Source organism: Peribacillus sp. NPDC076916 (genome assembly GCF_050269675.1).
Lineage (GTDB): Bacteria > Bacillota > Bacilli > Bacillales > DSM-1321 > Peribacillus > Peribacillus aracenensis.
The window spans coordinates 1-24,461 of sequence record NZ_JBNNIU010000026.1 but is presented as its reverse complement, the minus strand read 5'-3'; the positions used below and the strand labels follow the sequence as shown (position 1 = coordinate 24,461).

General features: G+C 35.7%; 28 protein-coding genes and 1 pseudogene. 7 read left to right on the top strand and 22 right to left on the bottom strand.

Annotated elements, in window-relative coordinates; genetic code table 11:
* Window positions 1–188: 188 nt before the first annotated feature.
* The 7 genes from ACQKFG_RS27805 to ACQKFG_RS27775 form a co-directional block, all read right to left on the bottom strand.
* Window positions 189–1,268, bottom strand: coding sequence for a DUF3626 domain-containing protein (locus tag ACQKFG_RS27805; protein WP_427564294.1), 1,080 nt, complete (start codon window positions 1,266–1,268; stop codon window positions 189–191).
* Between the two features lie 286 nt (window positions 1,269–1,554).
* On the bottom strand, window positions 1,555–2,583 hold the full coding sequence (locus ACQKFG_RS27800) for a D-alanine--D-alanine ligase family protein (protein WP_427564293.1): 1,029 nt from the start codon (window positions 2,581–2,583) through the stop codon (window positions 1,555–1,557).
* A 157-nt stretch (window positions 2,584–2,740) separates the two neighbouring features.
* Window positions 2,741–3,136, bottom strand: coding sequence for a GNAT family N-acetyltransferase (locus ACQKFG_RS27795; RefSeq protein ID WP_427564291.1), 396 nt, complete (start codon window positions 3,134–3,136; stop codon window positions 2,741–2,743).
* Between the two features lie 237 nt (window positions 3,137–3,373).
* A complete protein-coding gene (locus ACQKFG_RS27790; protein ID WP_192206673.1) occupies window positions 3,374–3,685 on the bottom strand; it encodes a DUF6980 family protein in 312 nt (103 codons plus the stop codon).
* A 181-nt stretch (window positions 3,686–3,866) separates the two neighbouring features.
* A complete protein-coding gene (locus ACQKFG_RS27785) occupies window positions 3,867–4,247 on the bottom strand; it encodes a hypothetical protein (protein ID WP_192206674.1) in 381 nt (126 codons plus the stop codon).
* A 90-nt stretch (window positions 4,248–4,337) separates the two neighbouring features.
* Entirely contained in the window at window positions 4,338–4,808 is a 471-nt protein-coding gene (locus ACQKFG_RS27780; protein ID WP_427564288.1) for a DinB family protein, read from the bottom strand.
* Window positions 4,809–4,978: 170 nt separating this feature from the next.
* Window positions 4,979–5,194 carry a DUF3923 family protein gene (locus ACQKFG_RS27775; RefSeq protein WP_427564286.1) on the bottom strand — a complete coding sequence of 72 codons (216 nt, stop codon included), beginning with the start codon at window positions 5,192–5,194 and terminating at the stop codon, window positions 4,979–4,981.
* 249 nt (window positions 5,195–5,443) lie between these two features.
* Between ACQKFG_RS27775 and ACQKFG_RS27770 the strand changes: the two genes are divergently transcribed.
* Window positions 5,444–5,659 (top strand): hypothetical protein, encoded by a 216-nt coding sequence (locus ACQKFG_RS27770; RefSeq protein WP_427564284.1) that lies wholly within the window; start codon window positions 5,444–5,446, stop codon window positions 5,657–5,659.
* A 62-nt stretch (window positions 5,660–5,721) separates the two neighbouring features.
* Here the strand turns inward: ACQKFG_RS27770 and ACQKFG_RS27765 are convergent, their stop codons facing one another.
* Together ACQKFG_RS27765 and yeiL are read right to left on the bottom strand one after the other, a co-directional pair.
* Window positions 5,722–5,871, bottom strand: a complete 150-nt coding sequence (locus ACQKFG_RS27765; protein WP_192206677.1) for a hypothetical protein — start codon at window positions 5,869–5,871, stop codon at window positions 5,722–5,724.
* Between the two features lie 960 nt (window positions 5,872–6,831).
* The gene (gene yeiL, locus ACQKFG_RS27760) at window positions 6,832–7,503 is read right to left on the bottom strand and encodes a transcriptional regulator YeiL (protein ID WP_427564282.1); all 672 of its coding nucleotides are present in this window, start codon (window positions 7,501–7,503) and stop codon (window positions 6,832–6,834) included.
* 77 nt (window positions 7,504–7,580) lie between these two features.
* Between yeiL and ACQKFG_RS27755 the strand changes: the two genes are divergently transcribed.
* Both ACQKFG_RS27755 and ACQKFG_RS27750 read left to right on the top strand, forming a co-directional pair.
* Window positions 7,581–8,276, top strand: a complete 696-nt coding sequence (locus ACQKFG_RS27755; RefSeq protein WP_427564280.1) for a YjjG family noncanonical pyrimidine nucleotidase — start codon at window positions 7,581–7,583, stop codon at window positions 8,274–8,276.
* A gap of 2 nt (window positions 8,277–8,278) precedes the next feature.
* The gene (locus ACQKFG_RS27750; RefSeq protein ID WP_427564278.1) at window positions 8,279–8,908 is read left to right on the top strand and encodes a YczE/YyaS/YitT family protein; all 630 of its coding nucleotides are present in this window, start codon (window positions 8,279–8,281) and stop codon (window positions 8,906–8,908) included.
* A 524-nt stretch (window positions 8,909–9,432) separates the two neighbouring features.
* On the opposite strand, the pseudogene ACQKFG_RS27745 reads toward ACQKFG_RS27750, so the two are convergent.
* From ACQKFG_RS27745 to ACQKFG_RS27715, 7 genes and pseudogenes are all read right to left on the bottom strand, one after another.
* Window positions 9,433–10,286, bottom strand: a pseudogene (locus ACQKFG_RS27745) (alpha/beta fold hydrolase).
* Between the two features lie 511 nt (window positions 10,287–10,797).
* On the bottom strand, window positions 10,798–12,021 hold the full coding sequence (locus ACQKFG_RS27740; protein ID WP_427564276.1) for an MFS transporter: 1,224 nt from the start codon (window positions 12,019–12,021) through the stop codon (window positions 10,798–10,800).
* Between the two features lie 261 nt (window positions 12,022–12,282).
* Window positions 12,283–13,074, bottom strand: coding sequence for a phosphotransferase (locus ACQKFG_RS27735; protein ID WP_427564274.1), 792 nt, complete (start codon window positions 13,072–13,074; stop codon window positions 12,283–12,285).
* Between the two features lie 175 nt (window positions 13,075–13,249).
* On the bottom strand, window positions 13,250–13,738 hold the full coding sequence (locus ACQKFG_RS27730) for a DUF6584 family protein (RefSeq protein ID WP_192208049.1): 489 nt from the start codon (window positions 13,736–13,738) through the stop codon (window positions 13,250–13,252).
* Window positions 13,739–13,833: 95 nt separating this feature from the next.
* Window positions 13,834–14,694, bottom strand: a complete 861-nt coding sequence (locus ACQKFG_RS27725) for a transporter substrate-binding domain-containing protein (protein ID WP_427564272.1) — start codon at window positions 14,692–14,694, stop codon at window positions 13,834–13,836.
* A 510-nt stretch (window positions 14,695–15,204) separates the two neighbouring features.
* The gene (locus tag ACQKFG_RS27720) at window positions 15,205–15,372 is read right to left on the bottom strand and encodes a hypothetical protein (protein ID WP_427564270.1); all 168 of its coding nucleotides are present in this window, start codon (window positions 15,370–15,372) and stop codon (window positions 15,205–15,207) included.
* Window positions 15,369–16,460 carry a GerAB/ArcD/ProY family transporter gene (locus ACQKFG_RS27715; protein ID WP_427564268.1) on the bottom strand — a complete coding sequence of 364 codons (1,092 nt, stop codon included), beginning with the start codon at window positions 16,458–16,460 and terminating at the stop codon, window positions 15,369–15,371. Before ACQKFG_RS27715 ends, ACQKFG_RS27720 begins: the two co-directional genes overlap by 4 nt.
* A 532-nt stretch (window positions 16,461–16,992) precedes the next feature.
* Between ACQKFG_RS27715 and ACQKFG_RS27710 the strand changes: the two genes are divergently transcribed.
* Window positions 16,993–17,355 (top strand): hypothetical protein, encoded by a 363-nt coding sequence (locus ACQKFG_RS27710; RefSeq protein WP_427564266.1) that lies wholly within the window; start codon window positions 16,993–16,995, stop codon window positions 17,353–17,355.
* Between the two features lie 111 nt (window positions 17,356–17,466).
* Here the strand turns inward: ACQKFG_RS27710 and ACQKFG_RS27705 are convergent, their stop codons facing one another.
* A complete protein-coding gene (locus tag ACQKFG_RS27705; protein ID WP_349730613.1) occupies window positions 17,467–17,640 on the bottom strand; it encodes a hypothetical protein in 174 nt (57 codons plus the stop codon).
* Window positions 17,641–17,780: 140 nt separating this feature from the next.
* Window positions 17,781–18,221 (bottom strand): cell wall hydrolase, encoded by a 441-nt coding sequence (locus ACQKFG_RS27700; RefSeq protein WP_192206696.1) that lies wholly within the window; start codon window positions 18,219–18,221, stop codon window positions 17,781–17,783.
* A gap of 421 nt (window positions 18,222–18,642) precedes the next feature.
* On the opposite strand from ACQKFG_RS27700, the gene ACQKFG_RS27695 reads away from it, so the two are divergent.
* Together ACQKFG_RS27695 and ACQKFG_RS27690 are read left to right on the top strand one after the other, a co-directional pair.
* Window positions 18,643–19,824 carry a YhgE/Pip domain-containing protein gene (locus tag ACQKFG_RS27695; protein ID WP_427564263.1) on the top strand — a complete coding sequence of 394 codons (1,182 nt, stop codon included), beginning with the start codon at window positions 18,643–18,645 and terminating at the stop codon, window positions 19,822–19,824.
* A gap of 46 nt (window positions 19,825–19,870) precedes the next feature.
* Window positions 19,871–20,401, top strand: coding sequence for a PadR family transcriptional regulator (locus ACQKFG_RS27690; RefSeq protein WP_192206698.1), 531 nt, complete (start codon window positions 19,871–19,873; stop codon window positions 20,399–20,401).
* A gap of 293 nt (window positions 20,402–20,694) precedes the next feature.
* On the opposite strand, the gene ACQKFG_RS27685 is transcribed toward ACQKFG_RS27690, so the two are convergent.
* Window positions 20,695–20,928, bottom strand: a complete 234-nt coding sequence (locus ACQKFG_RS27685) for a hypothetical protein (protein ID WP_427564261.1) — start codon at window positions 20,926–20,928, stop codon at window positions 20,695–20,697.
* A 1-nt stretch (window position 20,929) separates the two neighbouring features.
* Window positions 20,930–21,526 carry a hypothetical protein gene (locus ACQKFG_RS27680; protein WP_427564259.1) on the bottom strand — a complete coding sequence of 199 codons (597 nt, stop codon included), beginning with the start codon at window positions 21,524–21,526 and terminating at the stop codon, window positions 20,930–20,932.
* A 207-nt stretch (window positions 21,527–21,733) separates the two neighbouring features.
* On the opposite strand from ACQKFG_RS27680, the gene brnQ reads away from it, so the two are divergent.
* Window positions 21,734–23,074: a branched-chain amino acid transport system II carrier protein gene (gene brnQ / locus ACQKFG_RS27675; RefSeq protein ID WP_427564257.1), complete on the top strand. Its 1,341-nt coding sequence runs from the start codon at window positions 21,734–21,736 to the stop codon at window positions 23,072–23,074.
* Window positions 23,075–23,232: 158 nt separating this feature from the next.
* Here brnQ and ACQKFG_RS27670 read toward each other — a convergent pair whose 3' ends face one another.
* Both ACQKFG_RS27670 and ACQKFG_RS27665 read right to left on the bottom strand, forming a co-directional pair.
* Entirely contained in the window at window positions 23,233–23,751 is a 519-nt protein-coding gene (locus ACQKFG_RS27670) for a DinB family protein (protein WP_427564255.1), read from the bottom strand.
* Between the two features lie 168 nt (window positions 23,752–23,919).
* Window positions 23,920–24,066, bottom strand: coding sequence for a hypothetical protein (locus ACQKFG_RS27665; protein WP_192208360.1), 147 nt, complete (start codon window positions 24,064–24,066; stop codon window positions 23,920–23,922).
* Between the last annotated feature and the right edge of the window lie 395 nt (window positions 24,067–24,461).

Here is a 24,461-nt window from a genome sequence, read left to right as displayed (position 1 = left end):
CTACCCTGGCTACTGATATAATAGATTCTATTAAAAAAGGTCAACCAGTAAAAACTGGCTAACCTTATAATACGAACGCACCCGTTAGTTTAAGTACAAATCTTCACAATCTCATTTTTCTACTATAGGGAAAATAAGGAGTTGCCTCAACAACTCCTTGTTCAACTCATACACCCTTTAGTTCAATTTTAGATTGTCTTTCCATATCTCACTAAAACGTGCCACAATAGTTTTAATTCCTGAAGTATCTCCTTATAAGTTCCGCGATCACTCCAAGATACTGGATTGAGTTTCAAGTCCATTACAGCAGATCCAATTATGTTCGCATCGATAAAATTATTTTGTGCAATGCGTTTTGCCAAGGAAGTCATTGATGGACCCCTAAAATCCGCAGGAACTTCGTCTACCATAAGTACAAAACCCATGTGCCAATATAGATCAATAGAATACTTAAGGCATATTTGTTCCATTGTTCTCCCTACATGAGTGTCCTTGAATGAAGGATCTGCAACAAGCACTTCCACGTCTTCTTTAAGTGAAATATCCCCATGAACTTGGGCTTCAAGATAGTGGTTAAGATTGCGGTTTGGCTCTTTGTTTGCTGGGTCCATAATCGGGTTTTCTAGGTTAACCAGTAAATGATTGATTAATCTTGCTGGCGTCAGATTTCTTTCACCGATTGCAAAATCTCTTAAGAACGCCTCTTCCAAGAGTGCAGCCAAAATGATGTCAAATTCTTCATAAGTACCCTTTTCTTTTGGGTCTTGATGCGAATCCAAATACGTGTAGGTGGAACGATATGAGACCTCAGGGGAAAGAATAAAATAGCATGATCCAAAACGCGGAGCAGGCCCATCTGGATGTAACATCAAATTAAGTGCCCCATATTTAGGCCGTTGGTTATTGGTTGTGCCCTCCAGTTGATATGCTCCTCCAAAAATTCTTTTCTCCCAAATGTCGCGTTCACCACCAGAGTATGCGGATACGCTGCCATTAGATAAAAATGTTTCAAACTGGCTCTTATATATTCCCTGCTCAAGCAGTGCTTCAGCAACGCTTTTCATAGTCGAATCTGGTCTATCTGGATGAAAATGTAGGCCAATCTTTGCGTGAGTCTTTAAATTAACAACAGCATTTTCAAATATCTTATCCGAGATATTTGACATTTTTAATATGTGATTAATGGTTGCTTTAGCTTGATGTTTATGGTTCCTTGCATACTTTGTAAAATGCTCTAAAGCAAATAGTTGTGACATTGATAATTTCATGAACAGATGAGTCTCTCCTTTTATTAAATTGATCCTAATTAATTCAATGAAAAGTTTGTTTTTCCCTTCTTATTCAACTAATCTGCCCCTTTAGTTCCACTAGAAAAAGGGTTGCCGCAGCAACCCTTTGTTAAGCTAACGAACCCGTTAGTTCATTAAGAAAAGCGATTCTTATTAAAGAATCGCGCCCTTTAATTGAATAACTAAAATCTGATCTCACTTAAGACTCTAAAAACAAAAGCACTGACTACACACTGCTTTTGTTTACGTATGATATATCTTGTTCTTATGAGTATTTCTTGAAAGATTCTATTATTAGTAATTCGCATAAATCTTCATAACTTATTTGATTAGCATGGGCTTCTTTAGGTAATAAACTAGTTTGGGTCATACCAGGTAGAGAATTCGCTTCAATGCAATAAATTACATTATCCTGATCAACAATAAAGTCAATTCTAGAATAGACTTTTAATCCTAATAAATTATGTACTTTTAACGCCGTGTTTTGTAATTCTTCAGCTAGACTATCTGGAATATTTGCAGGAGATATTTCTTTACTTGCACCTACTTGATACTTACTTTGGTAATCGAAGAAACCTTTCTTAGGAATAATTTCTATAACAGGTAAAGCAGCATTTCCAATTATGCCAACAGAAAACTCTCTACCATCTATTTTTTCTTCAATTAGAATAGTATTTGAAATATCCTTTATTTCTTCTAATGCTTTATGAAGTTCATCAGAATTATTAAGAATTATCACTCCTATACTAGAACCATTGTCATTTGGCTTGAAAACTACTGGATAATTAATTTCTGGTAATTCTTTATCGAAATCATAAATATCCCATTTTGGCGTTTTTATCCCATTAAAAGCCATTAATTCTTTTGAAATTATTTTATTCATCGCTAATAGACTGCCCTCATAGGAACTACCAGTATATTGAATACCGTATATATCGAATAAGGCCTGTAATTGTCCATTTTCACCAATTCCACCATGAAGAGCAAGGAAGCAAATATCGGCATCTTGACAAATTTCTAACACATTAGGACCAATTAAAGACTTTTGATTATTTTGCTGTTTTCGTAATACTTCCAAATTAGGTTTTTCTTTAGGCACATTATAGGTATATGTTTCTTTTCTATATTTTTTATAAGCTGATTCAAAATCAGCAACATCTTGTAAACCTTTATAAATATCTAGTAATAATACATCATGATTTTTTGAAACTAAAGCATTAGAAATTTGAGCACCAGAAGCAAGAGAAACATCCCTTTCATCACTTAATCCGCCAGCTAATACAACTATTCTCATTTTTTACCCCCTATGACGATTATTTACTATTAATTATATAGTTCACCTCATTCATTATATATTAAGAATGGAAATGGAAAAAGTTTCATAAGACACTTTTGTCTTATTTCGGATAAACTTTGCACCAGTCCTTGTTGAACTAAACTGCCCCGTTAGTTCATAACTGATTTTTCCATACCCCACCTGAACAGGGAGTAAAGCCACAAGTTTCATAAAAGTTTTTATGTTTGGAGTCATACGTCAAGGTAACAATCTCCAATCCGTACCGTTCAGACTCACTTAATAATTCTCTTACTAACTCCATACCAATCCCTATTTTTTGATAATCAGGATGAACAATTATGTCTTCCATATAACCATGTTCTAATCCCATGCCTGCAACATAACCAAATGCTATAAGTTTATTATTTTCGTTTCTTACTCCAGCCCAAAAATTACAACGCTCAAACAATTTAGGGTAATCTTTATCGCGTCTTCCCCATCCAACAAGCTCTCTTAATTCAGGTATTTCATGATTAGATATTGGCGTGTTTATAATGACTTTATAATTCATTAGTTCCCCTTTTCCTCATCTAAATTAGAATTCAAGGTACTAATTTCTATAGGATTAAGTATAATTCCTTGTTGAACTGACCTGCCCCCTTTAGTTAAATAAAAAAAAGCTGCCTTAAAGACAGCTCCGATCTTCAGCTAACGCACCCGTTAGTTTAAGTAGAATCCTTCACAAATTTTGTTTTAAATTAGAAAAAAACTCCCAAAGCATCTCTCAACAAGCTAGTGAATCTTCTGCTCATTTACTATTTTTATACCATTTATCTGTTTTAAATTCCTCTGGAATCGATTGCTCAACAGGGTCATCAAATCCTAATTGTTCAAGGATTTCAAACCATAAATCTCTTTTAGAATCAGGTAATTTCGAGCCACACCAGGGACAATAGGTTATCTCTATACTTGAGCTGCCTCCATCGTGGATTATTAACCCATATTCATCAAACTTTTTATCATAGGTAATCAATATGTCTGGACAATCAAATGGGTTAGCGTGAATCTTGCACTTAATATTAACTTGGTCTTTCATAGTTTCGCAGCAGTGATTATTCATAAAAATCTCCTTGAATTAAACCCTTTATTGGTTTCTATGTACATTGTTTATTGTAATTTTATCATAGTCCCTTATTGAGCTAACCTGCCCCGTTAGTTCATTAAAAACATTCATTACAGGAATACTGGTCCTTAGTTCAATAAAAAGGCTACGGGTTTGGTCAGCCAGTTCTTAAATGTAATCAAGCAAACGTTTCTTTTATTTCAATCTTAAAGTTCGGTTTGAAGGTAATTTCTACAATCATTAAAAACCTTTCTCTATCATCATCTAAAAATAACCGTATAGAAGATTCATCCTCTTTATCGGTAAGTATTTCGATTTTACTTACCGTTTGAAAGTTATATCTTCCAATAACCATACTTCCCTCTTGTACTAATAACCCAAATTGATTATAAAACGGGCAAATGATAACCTCATATTTATACTTTTTAACCTTGAACCTGAAGGTTGATTCATTATATTCGAACAGTTCATCATCATCTTTCTTTACTGGAAGACATTCAAATAGAGAAATGAAATCTATTTCAGAAGGATAAAACTCCATAATACAACCTTCTTTCATAAGGAAATGCACCTACATTACTTACCTTCTGCAAAGGAAAATGAAAATCCTTCTTCAACTAACCTGCCTCGTTAGTTCAATAGTAAAGTTCTATTCAAACAATGGAACTTTTGGGTCTATTCCATAACAATGAACAAGCATAGAGTGTAATTGCCCTCTGTGATGATAAACGTGAGCTACAATCTCTAACAACCATTCATATCGTGAGTATGTAACACCCCAATAAGAAGTAATTTCCTCTTGAAGTTCGATTTCTGTAAAATTCATAAATTTATCTTCTAAAAATTGATGATTTTTTATCAATGCTTCTTTCATCTCATTTAGACTTTTATATGAAACATTTGAATAAAATTTATTCATCTTGTCTTGGGACGCCCCGTCCGAAATAAGCGAATCAGCTTCACAAATAATAGCAATGTGTTCTAACAGCTCTCCTATGGAATGCTTATTGGGCGTAGGTCTTTTTTGTAAGTCATTTTCTGCTAACTTTTCTATCATCTCAACAATTGTCGTTACAGCAACTTTAATTTGATGTAATGCACTCTTACAATATGTATTCATCTTAGCCTCCTTTACTTCATTCCTATATTCAACTATCCTGCCCCGTTAGTTGCATGGAAAGAAAGAGCTGCCCTAAAGACAGCTCCGATCTTCAGCGTTAGTTTAAGTACATTTATTCACAAACTATTGGGTATCAACTATGTTTATTCATTAGGATAAAGAAAGGACGTCTATGACAGTCGTCTTCTTTTACGAACAAAATAAAACCGGATTAGTTGTATTATAAGGATAAACACAAATGCAACACCTAAAATTATTAATGTAATAATTCTGATTTCAGGAGTTTGAACAGCCCCTGCTCCGTCTACTTGTCTTGTTCCAATAACGATAGCAAGTATGGAAAAAATCACTAACCAAAAAACGTTTGCAACCCACCAAAGCTTCATCCTTCTACCTCCTTTCCTCACTAGTAAATACTATACATATAGCAGTACGGAAAAATAAGGTAAAAGTTTCAAAAAACGGGTATCTTTATTAAGCTAACCTGCCCCGTTAGTTGCATAAGAAAAAGCTGCCTTAAAGACAGCTCCGATTTCAGCTAACGCACCCGTTAGTTCATTAAGAAAAGGTTGCTTCAACAACCTCCCTTATTGATGTAAAGCACGTATTCCCTGACTTTCTTTGAGTGTGGGGTGTTGAGAAGGTATCTTGCTGAAAAGATCGAGACTTATCTTTTTATTCAGCTACCTAAGCCAAGTGAGTATCAAAATGTTTTAAAAATTTCTGCTGGAGATTACTGGTGTATCCAAAATAACGGCTGGTCTATTGATTCTGCTACTGAAATTTTTAGTGAGGAATGGATATCTGATAACGAGTTTTTTGTCACCGAATCTGAAGTTTATGGGAATTGAAAAAAGAACTTCGAATAAGAAAAACATAGGGAGATTTTAGTCTTCCTATGTTTTCATCCATATTATTTATCTGTTTGTTTTTGTTTCTTTTTCAAATAATCTGCACGTATTTTTTCAAGTTGCTGCTTTTTATCAAATTTGGCAGGCTTCTGTTTTTCATGAAACTTTGTCACAGCTACCTGACCTTTGGTATCCAATTGATATTTTCCCACTTCGTTCACCTACTTTTCTTGTCTTTAAAGAGAATCTATTCATCAAATATAATATACCTTATTTTACTGAAGTAAACCTTATTACTTTATTAGTGTGTACTGCTAACTTTGCATATATCAGTAAAAACATTAAAAACTTAGTAAAATAATTCATCGCCAAATGGTATTCATTTCATTGCTATAATCAAAATAAAATGCCTTGACACTCTGCATAAACCTCAATAATTCTATTTCTTGTTTGTTCAGCTCTCTTCTAAAGGTCCAATTGTTCGGTAAATAAGGTTTAAAATATTAAAACAATTTAAGTCTACTCCATCTTTGTTCTTAATGCTAAACCATTATATTCTCTTTGATTTCAAATTAAGGTTTCTGAGGGGAAATATTTTTTTTTTTTCAAAGTCTTTTTACTACTTGTTTAAAAAAAATCTACATCCCCAATATTTTTCTCCAAAAAACCACCCCTTGTTATTAACTTTTCTACTTATATCTATCTTGTCCAAATATTATCTTATTCAACTAACCTGCCCCGTTAGTTCCATAATTCTTATTGAAGAGTTGAAACAGACTATGACGCAAATGAGACGGTATGAAATTTAATTAGATGAGTTCGATCTGTTTTGTTTCTTATGTTGGGATAAACGATAAAGGCCACTAATGAGATAGTACAAAAAGAAGTAACCAAAAAGAATAATGGTAGGTACTATATTGGTAAAGATATTTATAAAAATAAAACCTAAAATGAGAAAAGTTAAAGAAACTATAAAATTAAATTTAAAACTTTTATTACCATTCAACAAAATCCCCCCTAACTAATTTTACCATTAAAAACTTTTTTAGAAATAATCCTCACAGACGAAGACTGAACTATCGAAGGAGTTATTAGCAAAGCAGTATTCGTTTCTGTGATATAAAAAAAGTGTAATAACTTTTTTCTATTTCAAGTTATCAAATCATACTAAATTAATCCTTTTTTGAACTCAATCTTTCTAACTTTTCTTTATTAATGATAAAATATTTCCTTCCTCTTTTCTCTAATAATCCGTCTTCATGGAATTGGTTAAGTGTGTATAATAAATGTCGATAGCTTGCCCCCACGTATTCTGCTGTTTCGGTATGCTTCTCTTGAAAGCATCCATCGTTTTCTATTTGAAGAATATATTTGGCCAATCGATTTTTGAATTCATAATCCTGCATAGCTGTGTAATGATCCGTTCTTTTAAGTAATTTATCACCTAAATATTTTGATAAATTACGGAGAAAAAGATTGTCATTTAACAGATGCTCTTTCGATGCAGCCAATGGAACCGCTAAGCAAGTGCAGTCATTTATAGCCACAACATCTTTTAAATTCTTTTCCACCTCAATCAAGGATAATTCACCAATAAAATCATCTTTCTTTAGGAACTGAATCAGAGCACGTTTTCCATTTTCGTGTACTATATATATTTTTGCCCGTCCATCCAATAATAAAAATAAGTACTGAATATCTTCATCAAAGCGCACTATATATTCATTAGAAGAAAACTTACAAATAAAAGCCTGATGTAAAGCTGCTTTCGGAAAAGTTTCTTGAATATCATTATATATATCTGAAAAATTTTCAGCGTAATCCTTCAAATTGATTCTTTCCATTTTATCACCTCAATATGAGATATCTCCTATTATTATATTCTTACTTTAGATATAGTACTACCAAGAGGTGGATAGGAATGAACAAATACAAACATATTATTTTTGACTTAGATGATACGATACTTGATTTTCAAGATTCAGAAGAAAAGGCTTTAAAACAAATTATTACGCTGTACGAGTTGCCCTTTAATAAACAAACCATTGCATGTTATAAGCGCATTAATGATGGATTATGGCATCAATTAGAGGAAGGCTTGATTTCTCGTGAAGAAGTGCTGACAACGCGTTTTTCACTTTTTTTGAAGGAATTTCATATAGATGAAAACGGAGCAAAAGTTGAAGCTATGTACCGTGAGCATTTAAACCAAGGACATAAGACCATTACTCATGCACATGAATTATTAAATGCTTTAAGTAAGCAAGATTATAAATTATATATTGGAACAAACGGTGTAGGAAAGACTCAAAGAAAAAGATTAGGAGGTGCCAAGCTACAAGGATATTTTGAACAGCTTTTTATCTCCGAAGAAATTGGTTATGAAAAACCGAATCCCCATTTCTTTTACTATATTTTTGATGCCCTGCATACAAGCCGTAAAGAAGAATTTTTAATGATAGGTGATCGTTTAACATCGGATATTCAAGGAGCTATCAATGTCGGAATTGATTGTGTATGGTTTAACCCTAAGAGAAGCATGCCTAAATCATGTTTACCTAAGAGCACATATACGATATCAAATTTAATGCAAATAATGGACTTATTAGAGCAATAACCATGAAAAAAGTAATTCACTCAATTCTACTCTATATAGTAAGTGCTATTGGCATTAGTCTTACATTAAAAGCTGATGTTGGTGTCAGCAGTTTTAATGCGATGAATTTATCCATATCTGAATGGACTTCCATCAAAGTTGGCACAATTACATTCATTGCAAATTTCATTTTTCTATTCGGTTATATCTGCCTATGCGAAAAAAAGGATTTTAGAAAATTCACTTTGATGTTCATTTCCATCTTGTTCTTTGGAATGGTTATTAATTTTTTCCTCTATACAATTTTCGGTACGATTCACGTAGAGAATTATTTAGTAAGAATCGGACTATTTATTTTCGGTGCGATACTAGCCGGTGGAGCAACAGGCATTATTTTATCATTAGATATTATCCCTTTTCCTATTGAAAGTTTATGTTTACAAATAGCCGAATTAACAAAACGCCCTTTCTCTCAATACAGATATTGTGTCGATTTATTCTCCATTATTCTATCAATAACCATATCACTACTATACAATTTACCAATCAATATTCGTGAAGGAACGATTATCAGCTTCTTCTTATTGTCCGGCATTATTTCTTATACACGATTGAAATTTAAAAACTATCAGCAGAAACCTAAAACTCAATAAAAAGCATAACTAAAAAATAACCTCTTACGGATAAGAATCCAAGGAGGCTATTTTTATCAAACTTTAATATAAATTACCGAACTGTATTCTAAATGATCAATCTTTTTTAAAACTACAGTTGAACTAACCTGCCCCTTTAGCTCATTAAGCAAAAAGGCCAAATGGCAGCCCTGGAACTGAGCTGCCTTCACATGAGAAGATTAGCTGGGTTTCTTAATTATTTTCACCCAATTCGGATCCGACTAGTAAAAAAGCGACTGCCCATTGTCCAGTAATCGCGCCCGATTGTTGATAAAAGTATACTCGCTAAATAGAAAGGGCATGTTTTGAAAAAAGATAATCAAAACACGCCCTTATGTTTCTATTAAATTGGATTGATCTTTTATATAAAACGCTAGCCCTTTTTGTCTTCCTTAAAAAACAAACTCATCCGTTTTTAAAGTGGCTCTGTTATATTCATTGTTGAATTTATCAAAAAAACGATTTCTATCGATCAGTTTCCAACAATTTACGGGCATTTGTAATCAGCCATTTAAAAATGTTAGCAATGCTTCATTAAATTCTTTGGCATGTGTTGCATTGAACCCATGTGGACCACCCTTTATTAAAGTTACCTTAGAATCAGGAATTGCTTCATGTGTCTGCTTCCCACTATTTTCAAATGGAACAATTGCATCTGAATCACTATGAAGAACAAGGGTAGGTATATTAAACTTGGCTAAATCCCCTCTGAAATCCGTTTTGCTGAAAGCAGCGATACAATCTAGTGTCCCTTTAGGCGATGCACCCGCTGCAATATCCCTATTGTAAAGTCGGAATGGTTCACTGACTAAGTCAGTTCGTTCCCCAGCAGAAAAAAATCCTCTCGTAAACTCATCAAGAAATGCTAGGCGATCATTTTTCACTCCATTTTCTAATCCTTGAATGTCTGCATCATCAAATGCTCCCTCAGGATGTTCTGCTGACTTGTAAAGAAATGGTGGTACAGCTCCTGCAAATACAGCCTTCTCTACTCTATCTGTTCCATAAGTTCCGATATAGCGGGCTACTTCTCCAACCCCCATTGAAAATCCGACCAGTGTCACACGCTGGATATCCAAATGCTCTAGTAACTGGTGTAATCAGTAGCGAATGTGTCATAATCGTAACCGTTCCATGGCTGAGAAGAGTTCCCGAACCCTCGACGGTCATAAGTTATGACTCTGTATCCAGCCTCAACGAGAGCAGGAACTTGATATTCCCAAGATCGGCCACTTAATGGCCAACCGTGAATTAATACTACCGGCTTCCCTGTACCATGATCCTCATAATATAGTTCAATCGGTGTTTCGTTTTCGGTTCCTACAGAAGGATTATCTACAAATGCTACAAAATCCAATAATTCCACTTTAGAGTAAATGGTGTATTTATGTAACTCATTTATATTGCTGATTAATGTTTCCGATTTTGCTTCAAGGTTTTCTTCGACTGACTTCATATAACTGTTTACCGTATAAAGAGATTTAACTTCTTCATCTTCTTTGACTGTTTTTTCTTTATCTTCTTTGACTATTTCATCATCAGAATTGGCTTTCTTGTTCTCCGTGTTTAATGCTTCACAACCCAATAACCCCAATAATAAAGTAGAATATAAAACAAGTGTTGCCTTTTTCAAATATTCTCCTCATCTCCATAACTTTTCCATCATAATACAACCAATTATAACAAACCTTATACCTAAACGGTCTCCGAATCATACAAAAAATATCCAAAAAGATTCCAATTAGGTCATCTTTACCAGAGTCGCTAATGCCGTTTCCAATAATCCATAAGAAAAAAACTGCCTTAAAGACAGCTCCGATCTTCAGACGCACCCGTTAGTTCTTTAAGATGTTTTAAGAATTGTTTCTTTAACCAGAAATTATTTTTTTACTTTCTTCAAAATAACTAGCCTTTGAAGGAATAAACACTGTAATGAAAAGTACGGTTGCAAAAATTGCTCCGACAATAGAATAAATAATGCAAACAACTTGTAATGAAAGCCATTCTATTGTTAACCCTAAGAGCAGTGTCAATCCAATTTGAATTATACCTTGCACCATATCTGCAATACTCCCGAACCTTCCCATAATTGCTACAGGTACATTACTTTGAAAAAAGGTAGCATATCCTGCATTCCCAAATGCCATAAAGAAGCCTAAAAATACAAATGCCAATGTTGCGGTTATAAAGTTAAAAGATGCATAAAACAAAACATATCCTATTGATGTCAGTAACATTCCAGCACCTATAAATAACCTTAGTTGCAACTTCTTAGATACAACGGCAGCGACAGTAGCTCCTCCCAATGCCCCAATACCAGTAATACTGACAATTAAGCCATAATCACTATCAGACAACTCCAAGTGCTGTTTAATAAAAGTAACCTCTTGTGAATCTAATGCAAAGCCAATTAGCATTGCACATTGAAACAATAAGTAAACTGATACAAAGAACTTTGCAACCTTAGTAAATTCCCTAACTGCTTTCCAATCGTTTATGAGAGTTTTCCACTGAACTGGTTCTCTTATATTATCTAGAACTTCATCAACGTCCGGAAGAAGATAGATGAAAAATGCACAAATTATAAAAGTAATCGCATTAATTACAATGCATAATTCTGTCCCTACATACATAATAAGTATCCCTGAAATAGCTGGGCCCAATAAAAATGCACCGGAGCTGGCCAAACTCATAATCGAATTAAATCGTTTTCGATTTACAGGAGGTACCAGCTTTGTTATGTAAACGGATGAACTTGGACCAAAGAATGAACCGGCAATATTAATCAATAAAAGGACTGTATATATAGTCCATAATGATGATATGAAAGGAATCACAAATACTAAGACACCTCTTATAATATCAATAGAAATCATTAATCTTCGTTTATTAACACGATCAATGACACTCCCAGACCACGTATTAGTGATTAAAACGGCAATAGGCCTTATAATATAGAGCCCTGCAACTGCTGTTGCAGAGCCAGTTAAGTTTAGTATCGAAATATTAAGTGCAATTAAGTAAATCCAATTCCCTAAATATGAAATCCCTATTCCTGATATTAAAAGAATAGGATTCTTCCAACTGGCCATTCACTCACCTTTTTTCTTATAGAATTACCTTCAATTTGCATCTGAACACACTCGTTATTGGTAAAATGTTACACATTATCCATGACTAAATAATACCATTTGATATCAGTACTGATGCAATAAAATTTGTTTATATAATTCTATAAATTCATCCAATAACTATTATCATTTCTTCTTCAACTTAGCCGCTAGTTGCATAAAGAAAGAGCTGCCTTAAAGACAGCTCCGATCTCCAGCTAGCGTTCAACAAAAAATCCACACTTACATCCACTCTTTTCCATGTTCACGAATGAATGTAATATCGTTTTGATAATGTTCAAGATGCCCTTCATCTATCATCATTTGAAAAGCAATGTCACCTTCACTGGCTTTTCTTGTAATGGTTTTACATAACCCTTCCAATCGCAGCAATACCATTTCCAAATAATCTTCTTTTATTTCCTCACCGTAAGATTCAAAAAACAATCTAACTCTTTGTTTTATACGGTTAGCGTGCTGTAATGAATCATAATTAACTTTCTCACCAGTTTCAGAAAGATTAAATCTACTTAAGGGAACAACCGTATAAAGAGTGTACGCTATGTCCCAAAGTCTTGGACCAGGTCCAGCGACATCGAAATCAATAATACCTATTGGTCTTTCGTGTTTAAAAATAATGTTGTATACCGCAAAATCATTATGGCATAGTACCTCAAATTGTTGGGGGGTGTTATCTATCGATTGCCAGCTATCATCAAATGATAAATCGCTGACAGAATCATGATAAAGCCGGAGCATTTTCGCTATTTCCATTAAGACATCATCAGACCTCATGTATTCTTTTAAAGGATAATTACCAGCTTCTCCTTCAATAAATGATAATATCTCCCTTCCTTTTTCATCAATACCTAAAAACTTTGGAGCATAGCTGAAACCTTTGTTCTCCAAATGCCTTAATAGCTTATGAACTCTAGGGCTATCTGGCTTTAATTCTCGTCGCACAGTATCTCCCGAACGATAAACGTTAGAGACATTCCCTCCTGTCAGCATTTCTTCGTTTTCATCGTTTGACATTTAAATATCCCCCTAAATATGACTTTCCTTAACCCGTAAAATAAATCCTATTTGTTAAACTAACCTGCCCCATTTGTTGCATAAGAAAAGGAGCCGCTGATCAGCTCCTGGTAATGAAGTGAAGGACTGTTAGCTGAAGAACAACTACTATAAATACCTTTCTTGTTTCCAGGGATCAAAAAATCCAGCTAAAGAGAGTGTAAATTCCGATTAATGTAAAGAAGATGATTAATATTAATATCGTGATACACCCAATAGGAAATAACTTATCCCCCAATGTCTCATCAGGTTCTTCCGTCAACTTTTCTTTAACTTTATTTTGTATAGGAGAACCTGTCTCATTTAGCAGTCTTTTAATAATTTCACTATCTCCTTTGAACTTTAGAACTCTGGCTATTCCAATAGGATCGTTACCCATGGATTTTTCGAACTGAATGCACGCATCCACCATTTCAGGTGTCTTATTCTTTTCTAGATACCAATAGCGACCAGCCATCGAGGGATATTTTAATGCAAAATAGATATCGCCTAACTTTTTGCGGAGTTCTAATTCATCTGGATAGGTGATAATTAACCCGTGTATTCTATCTCTTGCTTTGCCTAAATCATTATTTTTAATGTCCTCTTCTATCTTCTTTAAAGTTTTAACAGGTATTTTTTCTATAAATACTCATCCTTCATCTATTTATAGTTGAAATAATCCGAAACAAATTTTTTTATTTATAACCTGCCCTGGAACTGACCGCACATCTCTATATACTATTCCATCCACTTTTTGTAGAGGGCATCAAATTTTCCCTGTAGCTTCATTTCATCCATCCACATTTCCAAGTAGCTTGCATAAATGAAATCACCTCTAGGGATCATATAACCTTTTTCACTGTTTGTGAAAGGCTTGTCAGTTTGAGCCGCATACAGTCTGGGATCAGCTTTTGCATACAGCATTGCTTCTACTGTATCAGTGATCATGACATCATACGTACCTTCTGCAACAAGGTGTGGGATATCAAGATTGTTTTGTACAACGGTTACTTTAGCATTGCTTAGATACTGACGGACAAATTCCTCGTTTGTTCCGCCTGGATTTACGCCGATGCGTACAGAAGGCTTGTTGATATCCTCTATGGTAAGATACTTGTCTTTATCTTCTTTGCGAATTAATGGCACCTTACCGAATGAAAGGTAACCTTGGGATACATAAGCGCTTTTTTGTCTCGCTGTATTGCGAGTCACACCGCCCACAGCGATATCGAATTTGTCCGCTTCCAGGTCTTTCAACATCGCAGGCCATGTGGTGGCGACGAATTTCACCTTCACACCTAGGTCTTTGCCAAGTTCTTTGGCAGCGTCCACGTCAAAGCCTTCATACTCATTTGTTTTTGGATTCAAATAGGTAAAAGGTTTGTAGTCGCCGGTCATTCCTACCCGAATGTATCCACGTTTGATTATTTCATCAAGCTGGGAAGCCTCGACTTTTTTCAATTGCCCTGGGGCCTTTTCTGATGCTGGTTCAGCCGAGACGTTTTGCGAGGAGATCAGATCGTGACCGACGTACCCTGTACCTAGCAAGGATAAGCTGATCACTCCAGCCATAAATGTTTTTTTCCAATTGTTGAACATGTGATTTTACCTCCATTTTTTTATATTTTTAATTAATCTACCAATTATTAAAAATACAACAAAATAAATGAATCACCTTCAAAAACAAACACTTTTTTATATTAAGATTGAAGTTCCTCATTGGGTGGTTCATTTCAACAATAAATTAAATGAGGACTGCACATTTTTAGATATGTCTAATATGTAGTCCTTTTCTTATCAACTGCTACGCTAATCTTTTACTTTGCACAAATAATGAAACTATTTAATGATTTTTCATTTCCATTTGAAGTGTTCATCATTTCATAATAACTAGTTATCAACGGTTGTATCACCCTGCCCGCAACCTATTTCTAATACATGCATTCCTTTTTGAATCCCAAATGCTTTTATCATACTTATACATCGTCATGATCATTTATGATTACATCCAAGGAAATTCCTTTAATTTGTGGTAACTGGTTGTTTTCAACTCCTCAGTCCCTGTTATGATGTCTACCAATATTATACTTTAAATAGACTATATCCGAACTATCCTGCCCTGTTTGCTTCATAAGAAAAGGAGCTGCCAAAGCAACTCCTGTTTAAAGTAATAGTATATTTCACGATTTGTTGGAGGTAATTATCACCATTACCGGCGAGTGGCAGACAGTCGGCGGAAAGGGAGCGGATTTCGGAATGGAATGATAATTGGATCATAAACGTTTCCTCCTATTTTTTATGCTTAGTAAAACCAAAAGAAGAGGCAAGTATAAAACAAGGAAGGACACGCTGTATGGATTGATCATTATATTTAATATATGTAAGGATTCGAGATCGAAAAAGAATATATTGACGAGTAGTATGATCATGAACATTACCCATAAGGGATACTTTTGCTGGACGTTGAATAAGCGCTTGATCCCCCTGCTGGCAGCCCACAAAGGAAGGACCATGTTAGTTATAATAACAATGTTCCACCAAGAAACAGTTATGTATTCGAAACGTTGAATAAAGGGCAATTCAATGATACTGGTCAATGAGAGTGTTGGCCATAGGGTAAGGACCAACTGTTTCTGTGAATAAAAGACTGTCGAAACAAAATAAAGTAATAGGAGCAATAACGTAGTAGTCAAGGCTCCTCCATGAGCATACTTTTGTGATGTTTCAGGATTTTTGATGAACGGATAAAACATCAGGATCATTTCAAAGCCAAGCATTGATAATGAACTACTTCTGGTTCCTTTCATTATTTCGATTAACGTATGATCGAAAATAGGGAGAAAACTGGTGAAATCAGCGTATTTAAAACCATATAGAGGTATAAATAAAAGCCAGAATGAAACAATTACACTTAAAAAGGCAATTCCTGTAATGGTCCGGAACCCTCCCGTAATGATGTAATAAATCAGGACCAGGAAAACCAAAGCAAAGGCCCAAGAAGGTACCTCTTTAAACATCCAAACATGAAGGACATTTATATAGCCGATTATGATCGTCATTCCTAGGATAAAAAAGTACAGAATGAATAAGAGACTAAAGAAATTCCCAATCCATTTACCCAATGCATGATTATTGGCAGAAATGATATCACCGGGAACAATACTGAAAATCTTATATATTAGCCAAATTAAAATATGAACAATCAGTCCGGCTAGGATTATGGAGATCCAGCCATCCGTCCCCGTCGCCTTGGCTAAATCTCTTTGAAAGTTCAACACCCCTAATCCTGTTTGCATAGAATGCATGATAAAAAATACATAGAATGGCGATACCTTATACTTTTCATTCACACCAGCTTGGTTCATAATGTACCCTCATTTATATCACTCGTATTTCCTATGTTAATAATCTGGCTTTTACAGGAGTAATTTATTCAAAAAGGACACAAACGTTAAGTACAGTTCGAATCTCCCTCAATAAACTAATCACCATCTCACGACTGCTCTGGAATTCTTAGGATTTCAACAACAACACCAACTGAAAGGAAGGTTACATTTCTAAAATCTTTAACCTTCTCTTCTATCTAAAAATCTTAGGTATCCTTCCTCATTTTGAAGGATCGAAGGTTTTCAATATCTATCTTTATATTAAATAATAATAAATTGGCTTTGGCTTAATTGGGATTAGCGGAAGGATCTCCCCAATTGAAATCAGGACGTCAATTAAAGGACAATCCTTCACGATGCCTGCTCTATAATGCGGCCCTACATCGATAATCATCACTTCCTGGTTTCATGAAAGCACGACCACTGTAAAGATGTTTAAAATATTGGCCCATAGCACAATAATATAAGCAACGTATATCTGTCTTTATTCCACCAAAGGAGGAAGATCCATTTGAAGATTTCATCAATATCATTCAAAGGACCTCCAGTTTCCCATGAATTTCCTACCCTCTATGAAGGTTTAGGGCTGCCTGAGGTATCTTCGTTCATTCAGCAACGATTTGAATTTGCATATACCTTGGGGGAAGTGGAAAGAATCGGGTATGGCAGCATTCGCTTTTATAAACGGCAGGGGGATTTCGAAGTACATATATCTGATAAGTTACCAGGAGTGGGGCCAATAAAGCTTCGGAAATTAAAGGGCCTGTTACTGGAGGAAGCCAAAACAGCCTTCATCGAAAATATGGAATCTGAACCAGAAAAGCGGAAGGTGTACTACGCCGAATTTCGTCGCACTGGGAAAGACGCTGAATAAGTGTGCTGTTCCACAAACCGACGGCCTGTTTACGGAAGATCATTGTTATCTTGTTGGATTTTTTTATTTATATGAATAAAAAAAGGCTGCCGCAGCAACCTCCAATCCGTTTTATTTATCATTATCTAAATCATCATCAAGAAAAGACCTTTTATCTGCTTTAACTCCATATTTTTCTTCAAGCAATTGACCAATATTTGAATTGTTAATTCCTTTTCTTACTGCTGTTTCAATAACTATATAGAGAATGAATAGCCCAACCACAAAAAATATAATATCCTTCACTAAAACTCCCCCAAATAACACACCATTATTCCCTTTATTTTACCATAAAATCCAGAATTCCTTGTTGAAGTGCCCGTTTGATGCATAAAAAAGGAGCTGCTGATCAGCTCCTTAAATTGTAATAATTGCACCTGGACCGCCTAACCGGTATAAACACTTTCACATGTTCCAGGTTTTGGTTCATAATAACAATGATTTTTAAATTGACCAGCAAAAGGTTGATCGTACCATGTTGGAGGACATGGAGCATATGGATTGAAATACCAAAGGGCATATTTCCCTGGGTGTTGTCTCCAATATTCCAGATTCTGTTTTGCTAATCTTTTTTCGGCAGTTCTCGCTCTTTGATAGAATACATTGCCTTTTTGAACAGCTTCAAAAGAATAATTTCCTCCTTGTACATGAAAAATGACTTGTGGAATGGTTCTTAAATCTTTAAAGTCCAAACAATTGGCTTGAAGACGATTAACAATTACATTTCCAACATATAACATTCCTTGCAGTCCTTCACCTTCGGCTTCAGCTCTCATCATCCTTGCCATTAAATCGACGTCCGAACTTCGATAACTTACTCTTGCCATTTTTCCACCCCAAAAATATCGTATGAAAAAAAGCCTGCATTAATGCCATGGTTCATGAAATAAGAATGCTTAGATTTTTATAGCTTTCCGTTTTTAAACAAGACGAAAACTTAAGGACAGCTTAATCACACAAAAATTGTACCGGCGGAGTAAATCAATAACAAACACATAATTAACCGAAATCGCTTGTCGCGTTTAGCGAAAAATTTGCAGCGATTTTAATGTAATGTCCTCAAAGAATGTAATAGTTACTCCCAACAAAAAGAAGATTTTTGTTGGGAGTTTTTTGTATGCATAAAAATTTTCAATTGACTTTTTGAGTAAATTAAAATAAAATTCAAAGTACTTCATTTTAAATACTCGAATTAGAGTACTTTAAATTAAGTACTATACTATTAAATCAAAAGGATGGATTCAACATATGAAATTTACTGCATTCTTGAAAACAAGAGGTGCATCTGCGGCAATCTTTATGGGGATTTTCTATGCAATTGCCATGCTTGGCATCTTCTTGCCTGGGTATACAGCCATTCCAGGAAACGTCGATAAATTACCGATCGCCATCATCAATGATGATGCCGGGGAAAATGGGGCGATGATTGCCGATCAGTTAAAAGAAAATTTACCCTTTAAAAAAATCAAGACGGATATAACCAATAAACAAGCCTTAAAAGATTTAGAGAAAAATGACTTAGCATTAGTCGTACACATCCCGAAAACCTTCTCTGCGAATATGCAAAAAGGAAAAGCATCATCAAGTATTGACTTTACTATCAATGAGGCAGGGGCAACAGCCGTTTCTTCTACCATGAATTCTGTCGTTACTGAAATTAACAATCAGTTAAGCACACAATTCTCACAGCAAACGGCCAAGGGCGTATTGATGAACTTTAATGTACCGGAAAAGCAAGCCGCTGAATTAGCGGAAAAGATTGAGAAATCCTATGTAGGAAATGTGGTTACAATTAACGAGATACCAGATGGCATGAATAACAATATGCTGCCTATGTTCTTGACAATGGCCGGTTATGTCGGGGCGATGATCGGTGCTATGCAAATAGTGGGTGCATTTAGAGCCAGCCGTGGAAAAGCTAGTAAAACACGTTTATTCATGTATGTGCAATTAACAGCGTTATTGATTGCAGTGGTTTCATCACTCATCGCTGTAGGTGTAGCGTATTTAATTGACAAGCCAAGCGGTGACCTATTCTTCGGTATAGTAGGTCAACAAATACTGAACTATATGGTTTGTTTTAACTTCACAGCGATTTTAATCTTCTTATTGGGTGAAGGCGGCATGATTTTAAACCTACCGATTTTATTAATACAAACAATAGCGAATGGGGCCACCATCTCACGTGACATGATGCATTTACCATATGAATGGATGAGCCATATTTCCCCGATGTACTACTCGGTGCAAGCGTACTTTGCAAACCTATATGGCAGCATCAGTCCAAGTCCGTACATTTGGTCAATGGCAGCTGTTGGTGCCGCTGCGATGGTAATTAACATGGCTATTGTCGCGTTTATCCATAAACCGATGCCGGGACAGGTCTCTGAAACAGAAGTTGAAAAGAAAGCGGCTGAAATCACAGCTTAAGTTTTGCTACAATAAGGAGATAATACTTCTTAAAGGAGCGTAGAAAATGTCCATCCAGATTTTTATATTGAGCAAGCTGATGGAGGATAAAAACTATCCTTATAAATTAAAAAAGCAGCTTTCTGAACCCATTCCATTAGATCGCCTAGGCGGGTTAACTGAAAGTAAACTGTACTATCATTTCGAATCATTGGCAAAACAAGGATTAGTCGAACCAGTAGAAGTGATAAAAGAAGAACATCGGCCTGATAAACAAGTATTTGCGATAACGGATAAGGGGCGCGAAGAACTACCAAAAAAAATCTATAAATTATTTGAAAGTGCGGATGAAATTAAGGATATGATTGTTGGTTTAGCCAACATCAAGTATGTGGATCGGGATAAAGTAGTAGATATATTAGAAAAAAAAGTAAAGTCCATCAAGGCTTTTTGGGAGCAGCTTGGGAATTTTGAGCCGGAACCTAAAGGCAACGAGAATATTCGTGATTTTTTGGATGGCTATTTTTCGACCAGAACAGATCACACAATATATTGGTTTGAAGAGTTAATTAGAAGGATCAAGTTAAAGGAATTGTAAATTTCCCTTTTGGTGGGCATTCCAAACTTCAGATTAAAAACAAGATTAACGTGCAGATGGCAGTACTACAACGAATGTAGCGAAATTAGCCCAATCAGTTAACCAATAATAAAAGCTATGTGAAAACTTATATTCACATAGCTTTTTTTTTCATATTTCAAATAAAAAAACTTGCTTGGAATGAGCAAGTAACCACCAGTCAAAAGGAGTTCAATCTGCGGGAAAAACGTGTATCCCTAGCTCCCTAGCAGTCAATAGCATTTCTGCCCCCTTACTCCACGAGATCTGGGATTTCATTTATCATTTTCCCTGTTTCTTTTTCCTTCAAAATATATGAATGCCGATAGAACAATGATTGCAATTAACACAATGTCAGTTAACCAAGATAAATCCATATCCGTGATAAACCTAACCATACTTATTATTGGAAGCCCTAATAAGAAAATTAGTAAGAAAACATCTTTTTTACTTTGTTTCCGTTTTTCAAAGAACGATCCCATTATAAAACGCCGCCTTAATTTTTCCATTCTAAAGTCCGCCGTCTAAACCGTCAATCTTTATCCCTCTGCTCCAATCACGGGTGACTTTTAATTCATTATCAATGATGGTTATCGTGAGCTCTCCTTCTTTCTTATAAATCTTGGATGAATTCTCGTCATAAACCTTAAATACCGCTGTGTATGTGTAATCCACTGTGCCATCTTCATTTATACTTTGTTCGTCAAGCTTCACACTTTGCACTTCGATGCTCTTCTTGATTTCTTTGGCCACCAGGGCAGGCATTGAATAAAAACGGTTAAGAATTTGGGCATTATATTCATCTTCTGATAAATATCCTTTAATATTTTCTGCAATTTCATCAAAGGTTGGAGGATTGGCCGGATCTTTAATGGTATATCGTGCAGTATAATAGCCTTTAAATAACTTTTCTGCCTCTCCCAATTTGACCGCATTTCCCTCTTTAACAGGGCTCCTCCCTATCATTTCGCCGTTTTCCTTGACCACTTCCTTGTTACATGCACCTGCACTGAAAAATACTCCGATTAACAACAAAAAGCTAAGAATTTTTTGAATGTCAGCTCCCTCTTTCCTTTTACCATTCATTTGTTCAAAAATGAATTTCATTAGTATGACCAGCCTTTAAATGTTCAAAATAATGTTAGGGCGGACCACTGATCATCAGGGGAAATAATAAAAAACAAAAAATATATTGAAATATTAATTTAATTTAGATATAATACGATACGGTCTTGAAATTAGTCTGTGTATAATTTTTAGAAAATTTAATAATTTTCTAAAATAGCAAATTTTGGTTTTTTCGGAGGGTTTATTTTGTCTAATAAGGTACCATTTTCATTTATAGTAGTAATTGGGTTAATGTTATTTGCCCTTTTCTTCGGGGCAGGTAATTTAATTTTCCCGCCAATGCTTGGTCAATCAGCAGGTACGAATATCTGGTCAGCTAATGCAGGGTTTTTGGCTACAGGAGTAGGATTACCGTTACTTGGTGTGCTGGCACTCGGATTTTCTGGAAAAGATGACTTACAATCATTAGCGAGCCGCGTCCATCCAGTCTTTGGTATTGTATTCACAACTGTTCTTTATTTAGCCATTGGTCCATTATTCGCAATGCCTAGAACAGGAAACGTTTCTTTTGAGATCGGTGTAAAACCTTTTTTACCTGAAGAGTCAGGTCCACTGCCTTTACTTATTTTCACCGTCATCTTTTTCACGGTTTCGTGTCTTCTTTCGCTCAATCCCGCGAAAATTGTCGAAATTGTGGGGAAAGTTTTGACACCCATCAAGTTGACATTCATTGGAATCCTGGTGGTAGTCGCTTTCGTTAATCCAATTGGAGATTTCCAAGCACCTGCCGAGCACTATATGGTTCAACCATTTTTCAATGGGTTCAGAGAAGGATATTTAACGATGGATACTCTTGCATCTTTTGTTTTTGGCATCATCATCATTAATGCCATTAAAGAAAAGGGTGCTAAAACAAAGAAACAAATAATGATCGTTTGTGGAAAAGCGACTGCGATTGCGGCCGTTATCCTAGCTACCATTTACACAGCTCTTTCTTACATGGGTGCTTCAAGCGTCGAGAAACTTGGACGCTTGGATAACGGAGGCGTTGTTTTGGCAAAAGTCTCGGATTATTACTTTGGAGCATACGGCGGGCTATTATTAGGATTAATGATCACAGTAGCTTGTATAACGACAAGTGTAGGGCTCATTACATCGTGCTCGACGTACTTCCATAAGCTATTTCCGAATCTGCCTTACAAAACAATTGCCATAAGTTTATCCATATTCAGTGCAATAATTGCCAATATTGGACTAACCCAGTTAATTGCCATATCTGTCCCGGTAATGACAGCCATTTATCCATTAGCCATTGTTTTGATCTTCTTAACTTTTCTTCATCCTTTATTTAAAGGTAGGCCTGAAGTATATCAAGGCAGCTTACTTTTAACATTCATCGTCAGTTTATTCGATGGATTAAATGGAGCAGGTGTACACATTTCATTCATCAATGATTTCTTCACCACAATACTTCCTATGTATGAGGCAGGACTAGGATGGATCATCCCTGCCATTGTTGGAGGATTCATTGGGTATGCCAGCAGCGTCTTGCGTTCGAAATTCGGTCATAATCACCAAATACATTAAATGATATAAAACCGGTCCAGGCATATTAACTGTAGACAAATTCGAAGAAAAGCGAGTTTGTCTACAGTTTTTTTCTTTGCAAAACGTTTCAGTGGATTTCCTCATTCCGCCGACTGTCTGCCAAGCCTTCTCTTCGCAAGCCAGTTACTCGGCAAGAGTCATTCATTCCGTAATTTCCTCAGCAATTGAAAAATCTGCCCCCTATGATGTGCTTCATGTTCAATCAAATGGTAAACGACCCATTCAGGTGTGACGTCATATTGTTCAAGCACCCTCGGTTTACGCCAATCCGTTAGGCCCATTGTACGAAAGTTTGAAAGAAATACTTCACGTACCTTATTGAGGCGGTAGATATGTTCTTCCAATGTTTGTCCTTCAATGTGGCTTAGTGAGTCATCTTCAGCACGGCATCCAAATGGAAACAATGCGCGTATTTCCGAATCCCATTCCGTAACAAGGACCTCCTCATATAACCAATCCGCCTCTATCAGCGCTATGTGATATAACAGCGAGCCAATCGTTTGCCTTTCATCGATTTTCGAATCGAGTGAATTTTGGCTGATTCCAGTCAATTCCGAAATGAGCGTACGGCGAACATCTTCTAAACACCATAACCACCGCCCAATTTCCTCTTCATATCCCGGTAATGCAGATACCAGTAATGCTCTTCTCTTCATCAGGATCCTCCTCCTCTTCATGAACGTACATTCTATTTAAACGTGTTGTTTCCTTCTTTTAAATGGAAAAATTATCTTTTAAGGCAGAACAAAAAGAGCAACCTTTTAGATTGCCCTTTCGCTTGTTGCTGATTGTTTCGTTTATGTCATCGATATCGTAGATCGAAATTAACTCCCTAAAAAGAGATTGGCTCTCATCTCCTCTGTTATACGCCTGCTTTGTAGATAATCCTGTTCCCGTTCTTGTTCAACCATCATGCGTTGCTCCAGTTTTTGAGCATATAGTGCATAGCCGATTCCATGAGCTTGAAACATCGCTTTTTCCATTGCCGACGTGTACGTTAATTCGAGAAAATTAATGAAGAATCAATCCTTCCCATAGTAAATTTCGTACTCATCTTATCATGGTTAGTGATAACTCACAAAGTTGCTACGGCTCCATATTCACTGATAATTCAGATTTTTAAACAGCTGTTTCTATCTCCGTGTACAGAAACGCCAAATCCCTCCATCTTCCTCTAATTTCCTTTTTTCAATTGCAAAATGAACAGGTTGATGACAAATTAAAAGTCCCATTAACAACAGGTTTGTTAATGGGACTGAATGTTTATTTATATGAACCGAAAATTTCCTTTGCCAATCTACGCCCAGTAGGAGTCGCAGCCAGGCCGCCCTCTGCCGTTTCGCGAAGTGCAACCGGCATGGTCAAT

Bases quoted from the DNA above. Each gene is read 5' to 3' on its own strand.
- ACQKFG_RS27805 (WP_427564294.1), bottom strand. From the start codon at position 1,268: ATGAAATTATCAATGTCACAACTATTTGCTTTAGAGCATTTTACAAAG.
- ACQKFG_RS27800 (WP_427564293.1), bottom strand. From the start codon at position 2,583: ATGAGAATAGTTGTATTAGCTGGCGGATTAAGTGATGAAAGGGATGTT.
- ACQKFG_RS27795 (WP_427564291.1), bottom strand. From the start codon at position 3,136: ATGAATTATAAAGTCATTATAAACACGCCAATATCTAATCATGAAATA.
- ACQKFG_RS27790 (WP_192206673.1), bottom strand. From the start codon at position 3,685: ATGAATAATCACTGCTGCGAAACTATGAAAGACCAAGTTAATATTAAG.
- ACQKFG_RS27785 (WP_192206674.1), bottom strand. From the start codon at position 4,247: ATGAAAGAAGGTTGTATTATGGAGTTTTATCCTTCTGAAATAGATTTC.
- ACQKFG_RS27780 (WP_427564288.1), bottom strand. From the start codon at position 4,808: ATGAATACATATTGTAAGAGTGCATTACATCAAATTAAAGTTGCTGTA.
- ACQKFG_RS27775 (WP_427564286.1), bottom strand. From the start codon at position 5,194: ATGAAGCTTTGGTGGGTTGCAAACGTTTTTTGGTTAGTGATTTTTTCC.
- yeiL (WP_427564282.1), bottom strand. From the start codon at position 7,503: ATGGAAAGAATCAATTTGAAGGATTACGCTGAAAATTTTTCAGATATA.
- ACQKFG_RS27755 (WP_427564280.1), top strand. From the start codon at position 7,581: ATGAACAAATACAAACATATTATTTTTGACTTAGATGATACGATACTT.
- ACQKFG_RS27750 (WP_427564278.1), top strand. From the start codon at position 8,279: ATGAAAAAAGTAATTCACTCAATTCTACTCTATATAGTAAGTGCTATT.
- ACQKFG_RS27740 (WP_427564276.1), bottom strand. From the start codon at position 12,021: ATGGCCAGTTGGAAGAATCCTATTCTTTTAATATCAGGAATAGGGATT.
- ACQKFG_RS27735 (WP_427564274.1), bottom strand. From the start codon at position 13,074: ATGTCAAACGATGAAAACGAAGAAATGCTGACAGGAGGGAATGTCTCT.
- ACQKFG_RS27725 (WP_427564272.1), bottom strand. From the start codon at position 14,694: ATGTTCAACAATTGGAAAAAAACATTTATGGCTGGAGTGATCAGCTTA.
- ACQKFG_RS27720 (WP_427564270.1), bottom strand. From the start codon at position 15,372: ATGATCCAATTATCATTCCATTCCGAAATCCGCTCCCTTTCCGCCGAC.
- ACQKFG_RS27715 (WP_427564268.1), bottom strand. From the start codon at position 16,460: ATGAACCAAGCTGGTGTGAATGAAAAGTATAAGGTATCGCCATTCTAT.
- ACQKFG_RS27700 (WP_192206696.1), bottom strand. From the start codon at position 18,221: ATGGCAAGAGTAAGTTATCGAAGTTCGGACGTCGATTTAATGGCAAGG.
- ACQKFG_RS27695 (WP_427564263.1), top strand. From the start codon at position 18,643: ATGAAATTTACTGCATTCTTGAAAACAAGAGGTGCATCTGCGGCAATC.
- ACQKFG_RS27690 (WP_192206698.1), top strand. From the start codon at position 19,871: ATGTCCATCCAGATTTTTATATTGAGCAAGCTGATGGAGGATAAAAAC.
- ACQKFG_RS27685 (WP_427564261.1), bottom strand. From the start codon at position 20,928: ATGGAAAAATTAAGGCGGCGTTTTATAATGGGATCGTTCTTTGAAAAA.
- ACQKFG_RS27680 (WP_427564259.1), bottom strand. From the start codon at position 21,526: ATGAAATTCATTTTTGAACAAATGAATGGTAAAAGGAAAGAGGGAGCT.
- ACQKFG_RS27670 (WP_427564255.1), bottom strand. From the start codon at position 23,751: ATGAAGAGAAGAGCATTACTGGTATCTGCATTACCGGGATATGAAGAG.
- ACQKFG_RS27665 (WP_192208360.1), bottom strand. From the start codon at position 24,066: ATGTTTCAAGCTCATGGAATCGGCTATGCACTATATGCTCAAAAACTG.